Genomic DNA, 17504 nt, shown 5'->3' on the forward strand with positions numbered 1-17504 from the left:
GGCAGGCCGAGCGGGCCGGCAAGCCGAGCGACCGGGCGGGCGGTCAGCGGCGGGTCGGTGTCACGGGGCAGGACAGCACGCACGGGTACTGCATCCACGCCCGCAGGTCGCCGCGCGGGTCGAAGAGGTAGGCGCCGTCGCCGTGGGCCTGCTGGTCGAAGGTCGGGTTGTCGAAGACGGGGGCGGTCTGGCCCCAGTACTTGTGCGTCGCTGTGGGCGTACCGGATCCGACGTGAACGTAGACCGCGCCCCGCGCGGGCAGGACCGTGCCCGCCGGGAAGGTGTAGCGGCGCAGGGCCGAATCGCGCACCCACCAGCCCGCGACCGGGACCGGCGCGGCCGACCCGTTCTCCACCCGGACCCATTCGCCATTGAGGTTGCGGTCGTCGGCGCCGTCGGCGTCGTAGTTGACCACCACGCTGAGCGGGCTGGTCTGGGCCGGTCCGCTCCCGCACGCGTCGGTGTCGAAGAGGTTGACGCCGTCGCGGGCCGCCTGGGCCTGGGCCAGCCGGTAGCGCGAGTTCCAGGCCCACTCGGCGCCGAACGGCTGCCACAGCGCCAGTCCGCGGCGCATCAGGTCCTGGCCGACGTCGTGCCAGCTGCCGTTGATCCGCACGGCGACGCTGCGCAGCGGACGGGACCGGCTGCTGCTGGACGCCTGCTGGGCGGTCAGGCGGACCACTCCCCCGCCGGCCTTCACGAGCTGTTCCAGGCGGGCGGTGGCGGCGAGGCTGTGGCACTCACCGCGGCGGCGCTGCACCACGGAGGAGTAGACGGTCTGTTCCATCGCCTGCGCGTTGATGAGGCGGATCGAGCGCGGTGTGGTCGTGCCGTCGCCGGCCACGTCCACGGACAGGGTGTCGCCGTCGTTGACGCGGATGACTCTGCCGGTCCAGACCAGGCACGTGGGGCTCGGCGCGCTCGGCAGGCACGGCGTCGTCGCGGCCGCGGCCGGCGTCGCCGGCGCGACAGTGAGGGCGCCGGCCACCGCGGCGGCGCCGAGAGCGGAGACCAGGCGACGGAGCATGCCTGACCCATCGACCATCCGCGCCCGCGGGTGAGGAAAAACCGGCCCGGGTACGGGGTCAGGGACGATGCAGGGCCTGCTCGGTCTGCTCGTGGCTCAACGCCTCGACGGGCAGCGCCGACGGACCCCGCGGCGAGTCCTAAGCTTCCGGGGTGCCGACCCCGCCGGAGATCGTCCAGTTGCTCGCCTCCCCCGTTCACCGCTTCGAGGGACGCCCGGCTGACGGCCCATCCCCCGCGCCCGCCGGCGAGCTCGTGGACGAGGTCCGCATCCGGGCCGGCCTGGGCATCGTCGGCGACCGCTACTTCGGCAAGCAGGCGCACCGCGACGCGAGCATCACCGTCATCGCGGCCGAGTCGCTGCCCGCGGGCGTCGACCTGGTTCAGGTCCGGCGCAACATCCTGGTCCGCGGCATCGCGGTCGACGACCTGGTCGGCGCGGTGCTGGTTCTGGACTCCGGCGACGGCCCGGTGGCCCTGCAGGTACGCCGCCGGGCCAACCCGTGCGCGTGGCTGGACACCACGATCGGCCCCGGAGCGTGGCGGGCGTTGCGCAACAAGGGCGGCATCCGCTGCACCCCGCTGAACGACGGCACCCTGCGCCGAGGACCGGTGACGGCCACAGTGGAGGGCCGCTTGTTCGCATGACCTCCTAGCGGCGGGGGCGGAACTCGCGGGCCAGGACGTCGCGGGCCACCCGCGTGCCGACCTGGGCTCCCTGCACGTCGGCGCTGCGGAAGTGCACGCCCGCCCAGATCCGGGCCTCCACCACCTCCGCCAGCGCCTGCGAGAAGCTGGTGAACGAGCGCGTGGTGCCCGAGTCGGCGCTGTAGGCGCTGAACGCGAGGTCGTCGCGGCCGAAGAAGGTGCGCAGCGCCAGCATGACCGCCGAGGTCGAGCAGGTGTGCCCGGAGGTGTGGTCCGGGAACGGCGGTGTCACCACCAGCGGCGTCCAGGCCGGGTCGGCCGTGGTGGCCGGGTTGCCGTCGGTGTCGGCCAGTTGGACCGCGGTCACCGGGCGCCAGAAGTTCCAGTGCTTCTTCTCGGCGAAGCAGGCGGTCAGGGCGTCAGCGTTGGCGAGGTCGGCCATCGCGAACATCCGGGCCGTCTGCAGCGGGCTGAGCCGCCGGCTCTGCGCGAGGTCCCGCTTGATCTGCCACTCCCCGAGGCGCCGGTCGTGCCACCACAGCGCGGCCTGCGTCTGGTCCGCGGTGCGCGCGGTGCTGGCGGCCGAGCCGAGGGCCTTGACCTCGTTGAGCTCCCGGGCCCAGGCGGCGCTGGTCAGGGCAGGCGGCCCGGCGGTGCGGTAGGCGGTGGCATCGTCGACGACGAACGGCCGCAGGTCCGCCAGCCAGGCGCCGTCCTGGGCGAACGCGGGCGGGGTGGGCCGCCACTGCCCGGGCGCGGTGCTGACGTTCCAGGTGCCGGTGCCGAACGCGCCGTCGTCGCGGCGAGCCTCGATCATCGCGGCGGCAGCCCGCTCGCCCACGGCGAGACCGCCGCGCTTCGAGCGCCCGTCGGGGATGGCCGCGAGCGCCTGGTCGTACTGGGCGGTCAGGGCGGCCGCCTGGGCGGGGAAGAGCGAGACCAGCACCCGGTAGGCCGCGCCGGCGACAGCGGCGTCGGCCGAGTCGCCGCGCCGGCTGCGCGGAGCGATCAGGTACGGCTGGTACGGCGTCCCGGCAACCGCGTTCACGGCGTCGTACACGGCTCCCTGCACCATCGCGAAGCTGCGCCCGGTCACGTTGGGTGACTGGCGGGCGACCTCGTAGATGGCCGTCTGCGCGTGGACGTTCCAGGTGATCACGGCGTTGGGAGTGGTGGCGGCCAGGGCCGGTGTGGGCGTCAGCACCGCCGGCCCGGTCAGAGTGAGCGCGGCGAGCACGGCCGCGGCCCGAGTCCTCGAGAACATCGTTTCCCCCGTCGATGAGGCCGCCGGAAAACGTCGGCCGGGTACAGCCTGCGACCGGGCCCGGCGGCCGACAAGAGATCGAAATGCGGAAATGTCTCGGGTATCAGCCCGGGCACCTTTTGGCTCTTTACCCGGCGACGCGCGGATGCCGTCTGCATCCTGCAGCAGGCTGCCGGAATCGGCGGGCCCGGAACCGTGGCTATCATCGGCAGCCACGGACGCTGGTGGAGGTCGACGCGACATGAGCACCACGCGCACGCGGCTCGGCCTGGCTGCCGCGCTCGTGGCGAGCGCAGCCCTGCTGGCGTTGCCGGCCGGCGGCAACGCGCAGCCCGCAGCGCCGGTCACCGCGGCGGTCGCCTGGCCGCAGGCGCAACGCGGCACCGTGCAGGCGACCCTGCCGGACGGCGCGGAGTACCGCCCGGGCCTCTTCCTCGACGCCCGCACCTCCCTGGGCACCGCGGCGAGCACCGACGACCGCTACCTGCGCCTGGTCCGCGTCGGCGCGGACGGTACGGTCCGCCAGCTCCGGCGGCTGCCCCGGGCGGAACACCCGTCCTTCCAGGCACTGACCGTCGCCGGCGACGTGCTGGCCTGGGTGGAGAGCACCGACGGCGGCAAGCTGCGGCTCTTCACCGCCGGACTGCGCGACGCCCGGCCACCCCGCGAGCTGACCGCCGACCTGGGCCGGGCCGAGTTCTACCAGTCGCAGTACGACCTGGTGATCGCCGACGGCCGGGTGCACTGGGTGGCGGCGGACACCGGTGACGTCACCCAGCTCCGCTCGGTCGCGCTGACCGGCGGGCCGGTGGCCGTCCGCCGCGAGCCCGGCACGTGGAAGATGTCGGCGTGGCCGTGGCTGGTCAACGGCGTCAATGACAGCTCAGGCAGCACTCTGCTGCGCAACCTGGGCACCGGCCGGGACAGCCCGATCGGCCACGCCCGGGACCGGGCGATCACAGCCTGCAGCCCGGCCTGGTGCCGGGTGGCGTCACTGACCGGGGACGGGCTCAGCCGCATCGAGCTGATGCGCCCCGACGGCAGCGACCGGCACCGCATCGCCGGCGACACCGCCGCGACCGTGATCGTCGACGTGGCGCCGCTGGACCGCTTCGAGGTGCTCTCCCGGATCGGCCCGAACTCGGAGCTGACCGGCAACAACGAGCTGATCGCGGTGGAGATCGCCACCCGCCGGACGGTGGAGATCAGCCCGGACGCCGGCTCGGTGTCGTACCGGGACGGCATGCTGTGGTGGTCGACCGGCAATCTGGACGCGGTCGTCTGGCACGCCCTGGACCTGCGCACCATCTGACGGCCCGACAGCGCGACAGCCGACGGCCTGGCGGCCGGCTCAGGCCGGGACGGCGAGTTCCTCCAGGCCGGTGAGGACCTGCTCGGCCGCCGACGTCGCCGTGGCCAGCTGGCGGGTGACCTCGGCCAGCACGGCGGCCTGCTCCTGCATCGCCGCCGCGATGTCGGTCTGGACCTCGTACAGGCCGGCCACCGCCGACGCGGTCGAACCGAAGGTGCTGGCCACGTCGCCGGTCTGGGCGACGATCGCCTGGATCACGCCGTTGACCCGTTCCACCGACTCCGCCGTCTGCTGGGCGAGCTGCTTGACCTCGTTGGCCACCACGCCGAAGCCCCGGCCGGCCTCCCCGGCCCGGGCCGCCTCGATGGTCGCGTTCAGCGAGAGCAGGTTGGTCTGCCCGGCCAGCTGCGCGATCAGCGCGTTGACCGTGGCGATCTCGCCGACCGACGACTCCAGGGTCCGTACCTTGTCGGCCGCGGCCGAGGCGGTGTCCTTGCCCGCGGCGGCACTCCCGGCCGCGTCGCGCGACTGCCCGGCGATGTCGTGGACCGCACCGGCGAGCGCGCCGAGGGCGGCGTCGACCGCGGTGACGGCGGCCAACGCGGCACGGGCCTGGTGGCCGATGGCCAGGGCGTCGGCCGAGAGCCGCTCGGCGCGGACCGCCGTCTCGGCGGCGCGGACCCGTTCCGCCTCGGCCGAGCGGGCCGTGGCCTGCTGCTCGGCGTACGCCGTGGCGGAGCGCTGCGCCTCGGCGGCCTCGGCCAGGGCCTCGTTCTCGCGTTCGGCCTGCTCGGCGAAGTGCCAGAGGACGATGATGCCGATCACCTCGAGGGTCGCCAGGCCCGCGTGCAGGGCGACCTGGCCCAGCCCGTCGAGCACCGACATGTGATGCATGCCGAACACCCGCTCCGGGTTCATCAGGCCCAGGGTGCCGTGATGCAGCACCACGATGACCACGGCCCACAGCAGCGGCGCCCACTGCTGGTAGAGCGCGACGAAGACCAGGACGGCGTACAGGTGGATGTGCATGGCCATCTCGCCGCCGGACAGCTCGATGGCCGCGAACGTGCAGGCGATCAAGCCGATGCTGGTGACCGACGCCCGGGCCCGGGGCTCGCGCAGCACGGCGGCGGTGACGGCGAGGGCGCCGATGCCCGCCGGGAGGGCCAGCGCTTCCCACGCGGGCATCGGTCCGAGCAGTCCCAGCAGGACCAGCGCCGGCAGGTGCAGCCACAGCAGGGTGGTGACGATGCGATGGCGCGCGGCCCAGGATTCCGGGGACAGCCGGGCGCCGCGCGGCAGCCGGGACGCGAGCGTGGTCATGGCACCATCATCCGGCCTGCGGCAGCGCGGCGAGGCGGATCGTCGAAGTCGGCCGGACCGGATCAGAAAAAGAAGTCGGCCGATCCGGTAACCGGGCGGGCGGTGCCGGACCTGAACGTTTCGACGAGGCCGCGCGACGAGGGGAGAAGGCCGGCGTGAGCGACGAGGAGGAGTTCACGGCGTTGTTCCGCCGGCACTATCCCCGTGTGCTGGCGTTCGTGTCCCGCCGTACCGATCAGGCCCGGGCCCATGACGTCGTCGCCGAGACCTTCGCCACCGCCTGGCGGCACTTCGCGCGGCTGCCGGCGGAGCCGCTGCCGTGGCTCTACCGGGTCGCCCGCAACAGCCTGGCCAACGAGGAGCGGGCCGCGCGCCGCCGGGCCCGGCTGTTCGAGCGGATGGCCGGCGGGGGTGTGCCGTCCGCACCGGACCATGCCGTCTCGGTCGTCGCGGACGCCGGGCTGCGCGAGGCCCTGAGCCGGTTGTCGCGCCTCGACCGCGAGGCGCTGCTGCTGATCGGCTGGGAGGGCCTGGACCACGATGCGGCCGCGCACGTGCTGGGCTGCACGGCCGTGGCGTTCAAGGTACGGGTGCATCGGGCCCGACGCCGGCTCGCCCGGCTGCTGGAGGCGGCCGATCAGGATCAGGCGCCGCCGCCGCCGCCCCGACCGTACGAGTTGCACAGTGCCGCGAGCCAGAGGGGAAAGTCCGCATGACCGAGCAGGACGCCATGACCCGGCTGGCCGCCGCCAATCCCGTACCGGATGCCGACGTGCACGACTCCGCGGCCTCGACCCGTGCGCTCGTCCTGCAGCGGGCCGTGCTGGCGCAGCCGCGCAGCCGGCGCCCTGGCTTCCTCCTTCCCGGCCCCAAGTGGCGTTACGCCGTCGTGCCGGCCGCGCTGGCCGCCGTGGCAGCCGCCGCGTTCGCCGTCGTGAACCGGACGTCCCCGCCGCCGCGGCCGCCGGTGCAGGCCGGGGCGAGCACGGCCACGCCGCAGAGCATCCTGGCCGCGGCCGCCACGCAGGCCGAACGCGAAGGCCCGCGCGGGCAGTTCGTGCACGCCACCGGCACCGTCGCGCGGATCGTGCACCTCGGGCCCGGCGCCGGTTACGACGTCATCCGCGTCGACACCGTCCAGAGTGTGCAGCCGGCGGCCGGTCTGCCCGGTGAGGGCTGGCTGACGATCGGCGAGCGCGGATCGAGTGTGCGGCCGCTGACCGCCGCCGACGCGACCGCGTACGCCGCGGACGGCTCACCGGGACCGGCAAAGCTGCCTGCCGACGGCGAGCAGACCCTGTATCCGGACCTGGCCGGCGACGAACCGTACGCGGGTGAGCTGGGCGACCTGCCGGACGACCCGGCGCGGACCGGGCCCGCGATGCTCGCCTGGCTGGCCGAGGCCGGGCAGGATCTGCCCCCGGACCCGCAGGGCTGGCTGTTCCGGACGGGCACGAAGCTGCTCGACACGTTCACCGCGGTGGCGGGCGGGGCGGACCGGGCGAAGATCTACCGGATGCTGGCCGGGCTGACCGGAGTGCGGACGCTGGAGGCGGGCGCGGATCCGCTGGGCCGGCCGGCGCGGGCGCTGGCATACACGGCAACGACACCACGCCACGGGCTCGTCGAGTGGCAGGTGTATCTCGGGCCGGACTCCGACCGGATCACCTACACCCAGGCGGTGGTCCGGCAGCCGGGTGCGGCCAACGCCGGTCTGCCCGCCGGTGCCGTGCAGTACAGCACCGCCGTCACCGCGGTCACATGGAGCGACAAGCCTTGAGCCGCGGCGTCCGTACCGTCGCGGTCTGCGGCCTGGCCGCGCTCCTGGTCCTGGTCGTACGGGTCTTCGACGCGCACTACCGCTTCTTCGACATGGTCATCTACCACGACGCGATCCGGTGGTGGAGCAACGGCGGCGAGCTGTACGACTATGTCGCCCCGGTCCGGGGTGACCTGGGCTTCACCTACCCGCCGTTCGCGGCGTTCGTGCTGATGCCGGTGGCCCGGGTCCCGGCGGCGACGGCGGGCTGGCTGAACGCCGCCGGCAGCGTGCTGGCCCTGGCTGTGGTGCTCGCTGTGCTCGCCGCCCCGATCGCGGCCCGGCAGGGCCGGGCGCTGCGGCTCATAGTGGTGGCGGCCGTGCCGCTCGCGCTGTGCACCGAACCGGTCCGGCAGACACTCGGGTTCGGGCAGGTCAACCTGTGGCTGTTCGCCCTCGTGCTGCTCGACCTGGTGGTGCTGGGCCGCACCGGCTCGCGCTGGGCCGGCGCCGGCGTCGGCATCGCCACCGCGATCAAGCTGACGCCCGGCCTGTTCATCGTGTATCTGCTGGTCACCGGCCAGTGGCGGGCGGCGCGCACGGCGGCGGTGACAACGGCGGCGCTGACCGGGGGCGCGTTCCTGCTGGCCCCGGCGGAGTCGTTGCGCTACTTCGGCGACCTGCTGTGGCAGACCGACCGGGTGGGCACCGCGGCCGCGCTGACCAACCAGTCGCTGACCGGCCTGCTGGCCCGCCTGGCCGGGACACCGGCCGCGCCGGCCGGCTGGTGGGTCCCGCTGTGCGTGCTGGTCCTGGTGGTGGGCCTGCGCCGGGCCCGCCAGGCGTACGCGGCCGGCGACACCGTGACGGCGCTGACCCTGACCGGCCTCACCGCCAACCTGGTCAGCCCCATGTCCTGGACCCACCACCTGGTGTTCCTGCCGGTCGCGGTGCTCGTGCTGGCCGACATCGCAGCCCAACGCCGCGATCCCCTGCCGGCGCTGGCCGCGGTCACCGTCTACGCCCTCAGCGTCGTCTCCCCGATCTGGCTCGTCCCGGACGACAGCGGCGGCGTGCGGGCCCTGATCCTGCGCAACGCCTTCACGCTGATGCTGCTGGCGCTGGTGGCCCTGCTGCCCTGGCGGACTCACCCCGGTGGGGCGACAGCGGCCCGGACCGCGGCGGCGACCGTGTCGACGGTGACCGCGCGGAGCAGGTCGAGATCGGCGTCGACCTCGGACTCGCCGGTGGCCAGCGCCACCACCGCGTCGCCGTCGTAGCGGGAGTGGGCGGGGTGGATCGACCGGGCGAAACCGGTATGGCCGCTCTGGGCGAGCAGATAGCAGTCGTTCTTGGAGAGCCGGGCGTCGGTGAGCACGACGGCCACGGTGGTGTTCTGCATGCCGTACGGGGCTTGCGGCTGCACTGCCTCGGGTGTGCTGCCGAAGAGGGGTTCGCCGTCGGGGGCCAGCACGTCGCCCCAGGCGTTGACCACGACGACGGCGGCCACCCGGGCGGTGCCCGCCTGCCGTTCAGCCAGGCCCAGGCCGCCCGGGTCACGCCGGCCGCGCCACGTGCCCGTCACAGCGCCCGTGCCCGCGCCGGCTCGGCCAACGGTCAGTTCCGTGCCGGCGTACGCGGCCAGCGCGGCGGCCCGGCCGCTCGCCGCATCGGGCGGCCCGGTCCGCACCGAGCCGTCGAAGATCGACATCCCGATGACGATGGGCACCGGTCCGGCGGGCGTCGGGAAGCCGCTCCCCCGCTCACGCAGCAGCGCCATCACGCCTTCGGCTGCGGCGAGCCCGAACGCGGAGCCGCCGGAGAGCACGACCGCGTCCACCCGGTCCACCAGCCGGGTCGGCTCCAGCAGCGCGAACTCGCGGGTCGCCGGCGCGCCGCCGCGGACCTCGCCGGACCCGACGGTCCCGGGCGGCGGAAGGATGACGGTCACGCCGGTGTCCGCCCCGGTCCAGTGGCCGGCCCAGGCGGACAACAACTGCGGTGCGCTCATGGTCCTATCTTTCCTCGCCCGGCGACGGGCACGCGCGCGGTCCGGCGGACCGTCACCGCGAGGGCGACGATCAGGTACGGCACTGAGAGGACCGCGAAGGCGACCCCATTCCCGGCGCCCGCGGCCACCAGGGCGTAGGCACCGTAGACGCCGATCGTGGCTACGTCGGTGGCGGTGCCGGCGAGGGAGGTGACGGTGGCTCGGCTGGCCCCGGTGATCCGGTCCTGGAGCCGGGCGTCGGCGAGGACGGTGGCCAGCTGGAAGCCGCAGAACGCTATCGCTACCAGGACGAATCCGGCTGGGTCGGTGGACAGGGCTCCGCCTGCAAGCGCCACACCTGAGCCGGCTAGGAGGACGGCGTAGCCTCGGCTGTTGAGGCGCTCGCCGAGTGGGGTGAGTAGACCGCCTGCGGTTACGCCGAGCCAGACCAGCAGGAGCAGCATCGGGACGGTCTCGCGGGTTACGCCGGTGCCGGCGGCCAGCAGCGGGGTGTACTCGTCGAGCGCGCCCCACACCGCGGTTACGACGGCGAGCAGGAGCACCGCTGTCCGGACCGCAGGGTCGGCGCGGACCTCGGTCAGGCCGGCGCGGAGGCTCGCCCACCAGCCCAGGTCGTCGCCCTCACCTTTCTCGTATCCCTCGCCCTCGCCCTCGCCGGCGCCCTCGGCCGGCAGGACGGGCGCGGCCGGCAGGGCGGGCGCGGTCGTGCGGTGCTCGGGGAAGCGGGTGGCGACCAGGGCGGCGAGGATCCCGGCGAGCACGCTGGCCGCGCCGACCGCCGGATAGCCGCCCGCCGCGAGCACCGGACCGGCGAGCACGGTGGCCACCAGCACCCCGACCGTCTCCGCCGTGCGGGCCCGGCCCATCGTGCGGGCGTAGCGGTGCGCCGCGCCGAGGCGGGCCAGCTCGCTGTAGACGAGCGCCTCCAGCGATCCGGAGGCGAGCGCCCCACCGGCGCCCCAGAGCAGGAACCCGACAGCGAAGGCCCAATACGAGGGCGCGAGCACCCAGAGCGCGAACGCGGCAGCGCCGGCCAGCGGAGCCAGGCACAGCAGTAGTCGCCGGGAGACCGCGTCAGCCCAGGCGCCGGAGGGCACCTCCAGCAACGTGCTGCCGGCTGACCAGATCACGAACAGCGAAGAGATCTGCCAGACCGACAGGCCGGTGTCACTGAACAGCAGTGCGTACACCGGGTAGAGCAGGACGAGATCGGCGAGGAACGCGTACGCATAGAGCGTGGCAGCCAGCCGGCGCACGCGTGCGGAGTCGAGGGTCATGGGGCCTTCCCGTGAAGTCGGAGCGGACGCCGGTCACACGGCGGCCGCGGCGGCCCACGGGATTGGCCTCTACGGGTGGATCAATGTCGCCAGGTCATGAGGTGATCGTAGGCGGCCGACAGCCGCCCGGGCCAGGCCATTTGTCATCGTTTTGCCGTCCGCTTGGTCACCGCCGGACTTACCCTTCCCACAGCCTCGCCGCCGTCGAAGCCAGAGACACGCACCGAGGTGCGACGGTTGACCGGTTGACAGAAATCAAGCCGGAGAGTGTCGGATCGGCCGGATGCCGTTCGTTGCGTATCCAGAGACGGACGTCGGGTCCGGACGACAGAGGGAGCGGATATGGCTGAGTACCTCATCTACTTCAATCAGCAGTGGGTGGGTGACCACACCGAGGAGTGGTTCCGCGGGCGCGGTCCGCTCGCCAGGGCCGTTGTTGATGAGATCAAGTCCGCCGGGGCATTCGTCTTCGCCGGGGGCCTGGAGGAAGAGGACGGCCCGGTCTTCAGCGCCGACGCCACGAGCGGTGAGGTGGTCTTCGCCGACGGGCCCTACGTCGAGAGCAAGGAGTTCCTGGGCGGCCTGACGATCGTGGACGTGCCGGATGAGGCGGCCGCCCGGATGTGGGCCGGCAAGATCGCGGAGGCATGCGGCTGGCCGCAGGAGGTTCGCCGGTTCAAGCCGCCGCGCGTCTTGCAGGGATGAGATCACTCGCCGGCTGAGGCTTGAGCCGACAGACAAGGCTCCGGGTGCGGCCAGAGAAGTGCCGCCCCGGAGCCGGCCGACAGAAGCGGTGGCCGGCGGAAATCGGGGCCAGGATGGGGTCGGGCGGGAAGCCGCTATCCTGCGCCGTGTGACCCGCCCACTGATGCCGAACGATCCGCGCTGGCTCGGTAACTATGAGCTGCACAGTCGTCTCGGCGAGGGCGGTATGGGCACTGTCTTTCTTGGACGTTCGCCGGACGGCCGGCTGGTGGCGGTCAAGATGTTGCGGGCCGAGCACGCCTGGGACGCCGAGTTCCGGGGCCGCTTCCGCAGCGAGGTCAACCGGGCCCGCGAGGTGCCCGGCTTCTGCACGGCGGCGGTGCTCGACGCCGACCCGGATCACGAGACGCCGTATCTGGTGGTCGAGTACGTCGACGGGCCGAGTCTCTCCGAGGTGATCCGGGAGCGGGGGCCGCTGGACGGCGGCACGCTGCACAGCGTGGCGGTCGGGGTGGCCACGGCGCTGGCGGCGATCCACGGCGTGGGGGTCATCCACCGGGACCTGAAGCCGCAGAACGTGCTGTTCTCGCTGGGCACGCCCAAGGTGATCGACTTCGGGATCGCGCGGGCGCTCGAGGTGACCAGCCGGCACACCAGGACCGACCAGATGGTCGGCACGGTGGCGTACATGGCGCCGGAGCGGTTCGACACCGACTCGGACCGCACGGTCGGGCCGGCGGCGGACGTGTTCGCGTGGGGTGTGGTGGTGGCTTACGCGGCGACCGGACGTACCCCGTTCTGGGCGGATTCCCCGGCCGCGACGGCGGCCCGCATTCTGACTCAGCCGCCCGACCTGACCGGGCTCGGCGGGTCGCTGCGTGACCTGGTGGGCCGCACGCTGGCCAAGGATCCGGCCGAGCGGCCGACCGCCCATCAGCTGCTCGACCTGCTGCTGGAGGCGGAGACCGGCGGAGCACTCGCCCAGCGGCCGGAGCTGCGCAAGGCCGCCGAGGCGGCACAGCACACGGGTCGGGTGCGGCCCGGCGTACGCGAATCGGCCGCACCCGTTCGTCGGCGGGTGAGCCGCCTGGTGGCCGTGGCCACGGCAGCGGCCGTCGTGTGTGCCGGCATCGGGATCGCGTTGTCGCGCCATCAACTGGATGAGGTGCTGGCGTCGTTCGGGCCCAGCACGTCGCCGTCGGCGTCGCAGCCCGCGGCGTCGGCCGCGCCCAGGTCGACGGTGGCCGCGTCGGGCCCGCCCCGGATCCAAGGGCCGGGTGTGTCCGACCATCTCGACCGGCGCGGCCTGTGGAAGGCCGACCGCGCTGCCGAAAACGCCGACGGGTGGTGCACCTTCCGCGACCGGATGCTGGCGACAACCCACATGTCCACCCTCTATCAGTGCAAGGGGCCACAGAACTCGTTCGCCGGCGACCAGACGATCGCGGTCGACGTCGGCATCGTCACCGAGGGCGCCTGCGCGATCATCTGGTTCCGGTTGGTCGACCAGCACGGTTACGTGGCCTCGTTCTGCGAGAACGAGATCCGGCTCGGGATCGACGAGAGCTCGGGGAACGGGTTCAACTCGGAGCAGCGGATCGCCTCGAAGGCGTTCCAGGTGGGGCAGACGCACCGGGCCGGCATCACCGTGCACAACGGCACGGCCCAGGTGACAGTCGACGGCACTCCCGCGCTGAGCATGCCGGTCACCGACCCGCAGCTGGTCGCGGGCCGGGTCGCGCTCGGGACGCTCAACGAGGCGAGCGAGGGGGACGCCACAGTGGCCTTCGCGAACGTTGATCTCCGGTCGCCGGTGGTGGGTCAGCCGGCGAAATTCACTGATCCGACGACCGGCTCCAGCCAGTCGGTGGTGGAGCTCTACTCGTACGATCCGGTCGCCCATTCCGCGGTGGCTCAGCCGGTGCTCGTGATGGACAGTGCGGCCTACTGCAAGCAGTTCAAGATCGACCCGGACGACATCAAGTGCAGCGACCCGTTCCAGATCGTCGAGAGCGACACGAAGGTGACGATCCCGGTCCGGTCCGCGCCGAAGCTGACGGCGTGGGAGAACGTCGGCGGCGGGGACGACATCGTCTCGGTGCGGGCCGGCGCCGGTGACTCCATCTCTGCGTCCAAGTTCACCAAGTGGCTGGCCGGGAAGGAGGATGGTGGTCTGGTCGCGGTCACCACCAGCGACGGCGAGGTCACCACGCTGACCAAGATCGAAAACTTCTGACCCGGTTGCGTCGCGGTCCCGGTCACCGCAGGAAGCTAGATCATTCGGCGCCGTACCCGCCACACCACCACGCCGATCAAGGCCGCCGCGGCGGCGATGAACAGTGCCGCCTCGATGAGCTGGAACGTCCAGAACCGGTCGGCCGGGTGGTAGACCCCGTACTGCTGGATGCCCCGCGTGTGCAGGAACTGGTTGAGGTTGGCGCCGGCCCGATTGGCGACGTCCTCCAGCTCGTAGTACTCGGTCGAGCTCAGCCTGCGCCCGGAGGCGTCCGCGTAGCCCTGTTCGATCATCCAGTCAGCGAAGCCGGAGCCGCCGGCTCCGACCGGCTCCATGGTGGTGAGCGGGGTGGCGTACGCGGGACGGGCCAACAGCGCCACCGCCATCCGGGCGGCGAGGAACGCCCCGAACGCGACGCCGAACGCGGGCAGGCTGCGCCGCAGGATCGCGCCCGCGGCTGTGGCGACGCCGAACGCGAACAGCGCGTACGCCACCGGAACGAATCCCTCCAGGTCGAAGGCGTCGTACTGGAACCGCCCTTCCCACGCGTCGAACGGCTGACGGAACCAGGTGAGCTCCGCGGTGAACATCGCGGTGAGCGTGACGGTGACGCCGGCCAGTGCCGCGAGCTTGACCGACAGCCAGCGCATCCGCGGTACGGCCTGCGTCCAGGCGAGCTGCCAGGTGCCGTCCTCCAGTTCGCGCGCGAGCAGCGGCGCACCGAGGAACGCACCGATGACGACGGGGACCAGATAGAAGGCCGCCAGGAGGTTCTCGACGTACCCGTACTCCTCGTCGAGCCGGCGGAAGGAGGCCGCGCAGGCCTCGTTGGCACCGGCCTCTCCCGCACATCGGGCGGGACCGCCGGGGAACAGGTCGTGGGCCTGCGTCCCGAGCACGAGCAGGGCAATGCCGAACATGCCGACCAGCAGACCCAGGACGCAGACCTCGGTCCGGTGCTGACGCCAGATCAACCACGTCATGCCGCCTCCCCCGACGTGACCGCGGCGCTCGGCTCGGACGGCCGGCGCAGGTACGCCAGCACCAGGTCCTCCAGCGCGACCGGCTGGGCCTGCCACCCCGGCGCGGCCGGGATCGCGCCGTCGCGCACGAGCAGGGTCGTGTGCCGGTCGCTGTGGACGGCCTCCACGACGGGGCCGGCCCGGTCGGGGTCGGTGGCCGTGAGCGGGCCGATGAGCAGCCGGTGCTCGGCGAGGAGGGTGTCGATGTCACCGGTGAGCGTGACCCGGCCCTGGTTGAGCACGATCAGGTGGTCGCAGACGCGCTCCAGCTCGTGCACGACGTGGGAGGAGAACAGGACGGTCACTCCGCCTTCGGCCACCGCGCCCATGAGGACCTGCAGGAACTCGTGCCGGGCCAGCGGGTCGAGGCTGGCCACCGGCTCGTCGAGGACAAGCAGGTCCGGGCGCTTGGCCAGGGCCAGAGCCAACGCGACCTGGGCCTGCTGGCCGCCGGAGAGCGTACCGGCCCGGCGGTCGAGCGGGATGCCCAGCTTCGCCAGCCGGCGCTCGGCCAGCCCCTGGTCGAACCGCAGGTTGCAGGCCCGGCCGAAGCGGAGCATCTCGAGAACGGTGAAGCGCTTGTACAGCGGGTGGTCCTGGGCCAGGAACCCGACCCGGGACAGAGTTTGCGGGGTGCTGGCGGTGACGTCGTGGCCGAGGACCTCCACCGTGCCGGTGCTCGGGGCCAGTAGCCCGACGACCAGGCGCAGCAGCGTGGTCTTGCCCGCGCCGTTCGGCCCGACCAGGGCGATCACGCCGCCCGCCGGCAGGGCCAGGGTGCAGTCGCGCAGCGCCCAGCCCTTCCGGTACCGCTTGCCCACCCCGTCGGTGCGCAGCGCGAACTCGGTCGCTGTCACGCCACGTCCTCGTTCCTCGTCTGCTGGTGGACGGAAGCAAAAAGCGCGTTGACCGCCTGCTCGTCGAGGCCGGCCGCGTGGGCGCGGCGCAACCAGGTCGCCAGGCCGCGGCGCAGCGACGTGTACGTCGATGCCGACATCGCGGCCGACTGCTGTTCATCGACGAACGTGCCCTGGCCTGGCCGGCCGGTGACCAGGTTCTCCTGCTCCAGCTGCCGGTACGCCTTGGCCACGGTGTTCGGATTGATCGCCAGGTGCTCGACCACCTCGCGGATGAGCGGGAGGCGGTCACCAGGTTGGAGAAAGCCCAGCAGCACCGCCTGCCGGACCTGCTGGACAAGTTGCAGGTACGGCGGCACGCCGGAGTGGGTGTCGAGCCGGAAGACGAACACGGTAGCCCCTTACTGCTTTACTAGTACCATAGTAAAGCAGTAAGTTGCCGGTCAAGAGAGCCGGGATGAGGCGGGCTCATGTGGCACGGAAGGGGGAGCAAGGTCATCGCCGATCCCCCTAGCGTCTACCAGGACACGCAAGCACGACCTCGGGGGAGCAACAGATGCGCAACATCGGGCGGGTAACACTGCTGGCGGCCGGCGCGCTGGGGCTCACGCTCGCGGCGGCACCCTCCGGGGCCACAGCCGGCACCTTCGCGGCGGGCAGCGCCGGGGTGCTGGACCTCGCGGCGGTCTCCGCCACGGCGTACACGCTGGTGCTGCCCGACACGGGCGCGGACTACGTCGATCCCGCCACGGGCGAGCCGCCCTCGCGCTGCCACACCGGCGAGCTTCGCATCACCGGCGACGCCGGTTCCCTGATCTTCGAGAACATCACCGGACACGCCTGCTCGCTGCGGGGACACCCCGGCGTCAAGACCGCGGCCGGCGCGTTCACCCCGGCCGGCGCGGCGGCACCGGCCATGCTGCTCGCGCCGGGCGACCGCGTCCGGGCCGCGGTCCGACCGGCCACCAAGACCTGCAAGACAACGGTACGGGTGCCCGGCTACCAGGTCGCGGCCCCGGAGGACACAGGTACGACGTTTGTCGGCGCGCCGCACAAGGCTTGTGCCGCGGGTTCGGTGGCAGCGTTCGCTGGGTCACCTGCACAGTGATCCCGTTGGCGCCGCCGCTCCAGATTTCACTCAGAAAGAATGAGCGGTTCGACTCCGATCCCGGCCTGACGACGAGCTGAGACCTTGCGTCGGCTGATGCGCCAGCCCAGGCTCGTACGCACAAGCTGATCCTCGTAGGTGAAGCTGGCCACCGAACCGTCCTGATTCACGGCCAAGCCCTTCGACCATGCTCGGGCGCCGTCGCCTTCCTCACGGACGACGATGTTGGTGACGTGGTGAGCAAGTGGGCCGGCAGCCCCCAGGCGATGCGAGGCCGCGACGTACATGTCCAGCCGCGGCCGCGACGGGTCGGGTGCCGGCAGCGGAGCGCGGCCGAGATCACTGGCGTCGACCACCAGATCAGACGTGAACACCTCGTCGAACCGCTCATAGGCTCCGGCGTCACTCAGATGACCGTGAAGTGCGATCGTCTCGTGGATCTCCAGGCGGTCATCAGCACTCAGGCTCATCACAACTCCAGACACGACGGTGGAAACGACGGCCGACCATAATGCCGTCGCGCCCGGCCGACAACAAAGTCCCCCGGTCGGCTCTCAGACATGCGCTACCCAGGCGCTCTGGCAACCCAGTACAACTGCTTGTGGCCCCGCGCCTCCATCACCGCCGCGAGTTGTTCGGCGTCCACGCGTGAGTCCTTGCGCGCGACCTCGAACCGGTTGCCGTTGTCGTCCTGCCGCCAGACGATCCATCGATCTGGCGGGCCACCACTGGCAGACCCGTGCTCGCCCTCGGCCCCACGATGCTCGGTCGACATGACGTCATGATGCCTCGTCGGCCGCCACCACCCCATCCGGATCCGCCGACGACCGCGCGCGCCGGTCATCCGCCAACCGTCACCTCAGCTCGAGTACTACGCCATCCTCGGACTCCTCGCCGCCGACCCCATGGCCGCGAACGATGTCGACGATCTCATCAAAGACCGTGGGGCCAACGCC

Annotated in this window: 17 protein-coding genes and 1 pseudogene; 8 read left to right on the forward strand and 10 right to left on the reverse strand. The window is 72.5% G+C overall.

Annotation, left to right across the window (positions count from 1 at the left end; genetic code table 11):
- Positions 1 to 43: 43 nt before the first annotated feature.
- Positions 44 to 1027 (reverse strand): lamin tail domain-containing protein, encoded by a 984-nt coding sequence (locus ACQP2Y_RS28300; RefSeq protein ID WP_433718072.1) that lies wholly within the window; start codon positions 1025 to 1027, stop codon positions 44 to 46.
- 152 nt (positions 1028 to 1179) lie between these two features.
- On the opposite strand from ACQP2Y_RS28300, the gene ACQP2Y_RS28305 reads away from it, so the two are divergent.
- Positions 1180 to 1674 carry a molybdenum cofactor biosysynthesis protein gene (locus ACQP2Y_RS28305; RefSeq protein ID WP_433718073.1) on the forward strand — a complete coding sequence of 165 codons (495 nt, stop codon included), beginning with the start codon at positions 1180 to 1182 and terminating at the stop codon, positions 1672 to 1674.
- Positions 1675 to 1678: 4 nt separating this feature from the next.
- Here ACQP2Y_RS28305 and ACQP2Y_RS28310 read toward each other — a convergent pair whose 3' ends face one another.
- Positions 1679 to 2938, reverse strand: a complete 1260-nt coding sequence (locus ACQP2Y_RS28310; RefSeq protein ID WP_433718074.1) for a vanadium-dependent haloperoxidase — start codon at positions 2936 to 2938, stop codon at positions 1679 to 1681.
- A gap of 241 nt (positions 2939 to 3179) precedes the next feature.
- On the opposite strand from ACQP2Y_RS28310, the gene ACQP2Y_RS28315 reads away from it, so the two are divergent.
- Positions 3180 to 4250 carry a hypothetical protein gene (locus ACQP2Y_RS28315; protein ID WP_433718075.1) on the forward strand — a complete coding sequence of 357 codons (1071 nt, stop codon included), beginning with the start codon at positions 3180 to 3182 and terminating at the stop codon, positions 4248 to 4250.
- A gap of 39 nt (positions 4251 to 4289) precedes the next feature.
- Here ACQP2Y_RS28315 and ACQP2Y_RS28320 read toward each other — a convergent pair whose 3' ends face one another.
- Positions 4290 to 5573, reverse strand: a complete 1284-nt coding sequence (locus tag ACQP2Y_RS28320; RefSeq protein ID WP_433718076.1) for a methyl-accepting chemotaxis protein — start codon at positions 5571 to 5573, stop codon at positions 4290 to 4292.
- 155 nt (positions 5574 to 5728) lie between these two features.
- Here ACQP2Y_RS28320 and ACQP2Y_RS28325 point away from each other — a divergent pair, with 155 nt between their 5' ends.
- From ACQP2Y_RS28325 to ACQP2Y_RS28335, 3 genes are read left to right on the forward strand one after another with little or no spacing between them, the layout of a single operon-like run.
- Positions 5729 to 6289: an RNA polymerase sigma factor gene (locus ACQP2Y_RS28325; protein WP_433718077.1), complete on the forward strand. Its 561-nt coding sequence runs from the start codon at positions 5729 to 5731 to the stop codon at positions 6287 to 6289.
- Positions 6286 to 7353 carry a hypothetical protein gene (locus ACQP2Y_RS28330; RefSeq protein WP_433718078.1) on the forward strand — a complete coding sequence of 356 codons (1068 nt, stop codon included), beginning with the start codon at positions 6286 to 6288 and terminating at the stop codon, positions 7351 to 7353. The genes ACQP2Y_RS28325 and ACQP2Y_RS28330 overlap by 4 nt, the downstream gene beginning before the upstream one ends.
- Entirely contained in the window at positions 7335 to 8612 is a 1278-nt protein-coding gene (locus ACQP2Y_RS28335; RefSeq protein WP_433718079.1) for a glycosyltransferase 87 family protein, read from the forward strand. The genes ACQP2Y_RS28330 and ACQP2Y_RS28335 overlap by 19 nt, the downstream gene beginning before the upstream one ends.
- On the opposite strand, the pseudogene ACQP2Y_RS28340 reads toward ACQP2Y_RS28335, so the two are convergent.
- Together ACQP2Y_RS28340 and ACQP2Y_RS28345 are read right to left on the reverse strand one after the other, a co-directional pair.
- Positions 8555 to 9343, reverse strand: a pseudogene (locus ACQP2Y_RS28340) (P1 family peptidase); the annotation flags it as partial. The gene ACQP2Y_RS28335 and the pseudogene ACQP2Y_RS28340 sit on opposite strands and share 58 nt — an antisense overlap.
- Positions 9340 to 10620, reverse strand: a complete 1281-nt coding sequence (locus ACQP2Y_RS28345; protein ID WP_433718080.1) for an MFS transporter — start codon at positions 10618 to 10620, stop codon at positions 9340 to 9342. The gene ACQP2Y_RS28345 and the pseudogene ACQP2Y_RS28340, both read right to left, overlap by 4 nt.
- Positions 10621 to 10962: 342 nt before the next feature.
- Between ACQP2Y_RS28345 and ACQP2Y_RS28350 the strand changes: the two genes are divergently transcribed.
- Positions 10963 to 11325 (forward strand): YciI family protein, encoded by a 363-nt coding sequence (locus ACQP2Y_RS28350; RefSeq protein WP_433718081.1) that lies wholly within the window; start codon positions 10963 to 10965, stop codon positions 11323 to 11325.
- A 148-nt stretch (positions 11326 to 11473) separates the two neighbouring features.
- Positions 11474 to 13561, forward strand: coding sequence for a serine/threonine protein kinase (locus ACQP2Y_RS28355; protein ID WP_433718082.1), 2088 nt, complete (start codon positions 11474 to 11476; stop codon positions 13559 to 13561).
- Between the two features lie 35 nt (positions 13562 to 13596).
- On the opposite strand, the gene ACQP2Y_RS28360 is transcribed toward ACQP2Y_RS28355, so the two are convergent.
- Genes ACQP2Y_RS28360 through ACQP2Y_RS28370 form a run of 3 tightly spaced genes read right to left on the reverse strand, consistent with a single transcriptional unit; the run spans position 13597 to position 15832 of the window.
- Complete coding sequence (locus tag ACQP2Y_RS28360) at positions 13597 to 14544, reverse strand: ABC transporter permease subunit (RefSeq protein ID WP_433718083.1); 948 nt, start codon at positions 14542 to 14544, stop codon at positions 13597 to 13599.
- The gene (locus tag ACQP2Y_RS28365) at positions 14541 to 15440 is read right to left on the reverse strand and encodes an ABC transporter ATP-binding protein (protein ID WP_433718084.1); all 900 of its coding nucleotides are present in this window, start codon (positions 15438 to 15440) and stop codon (positions 14541 to 14543) included. Before ACQP2Y_RS28365 ends, ACQP2Y_RS28360 begins: the two co-directional genes overlap by 4 nt.
- Positions 15437 to 15832 (reverse strand): GntR family transcriptional regulator, encoded by a 396-nt coding sequence (locus ACQP2Y_RS28370; protein WP_433718085.1) that lies wholly within the window; start codon positions 15830 to 15832, stop codon positions 15437 to 15439. The genes ACQP2Y_RS28365 and ACQP2Y_RS28370 overlap by 4 nt, the downstream gene beginning before the upstream one ends.
- A gap of 164 nt (positions 15833 to 15996) precedes the next feature.
- Here ACQP2Y_RS28370 and ACQP2Y_RS28375 point away from each other — a divergent pair, with 164 nt between their 5' ends.
- Positions 15997 to 16548, forward strand: coding sequence for a DUF4232 domain-containing protein (locus tag ACQP2Y_RS28375; protein WP_433718086.1), 552 nt, complete (start codon positions 15997 to 15999; stop codon positions 16546 to 16548).
- Positions 16549 to 16574: 26 nt separating this feature from the next.
- Here ACQP2Y_RS28375 and ACQP2Y_RS28380 read toward each other — a convergent pair whose 3' ends face one another.
- Both ACQP2Y_RS28380 and ACQP2Y_RS28385 read right to left on the reverse strand, forming a co-directional pair.
- Positions 16575 to 17018, reverse strand: a complete 444-nt coding sequence (locus ACQP2Y_RS28380; RefSeq protein ID WP_433718087.1) for a nuclear transport factor 2 family protein — start codon at positions 17016 to 17018, stop codon at positions 16575 to 16577.
- Positions 17019 to 17113: 95 nt separating this feature from the next.
- The gene (locus ACQP2Y_RS28385; protein WP_433718088.1) at positions 17114 to 17323 is read right to left on the reverse strand and encodes a hypothetical protein; all 210 of its coding nucleotides are present in this window, start codon (positions 17321 to 17323) and stop codon (positions 17114 to 17116) included.
- Positions 17324 to 17504: the final 181 nt, after the last annotated feature.

Origin of the sequence: Actinoplanes sp. CA-051413, assembly GCF_050955795.1 — a bacterium.
Taxonomy (GTDB): domain Bacteria; phylum Actinomycetota; class Actinomycetes; order Mycobacteriales; family Micromonosporaceae; genus Actinoplanes.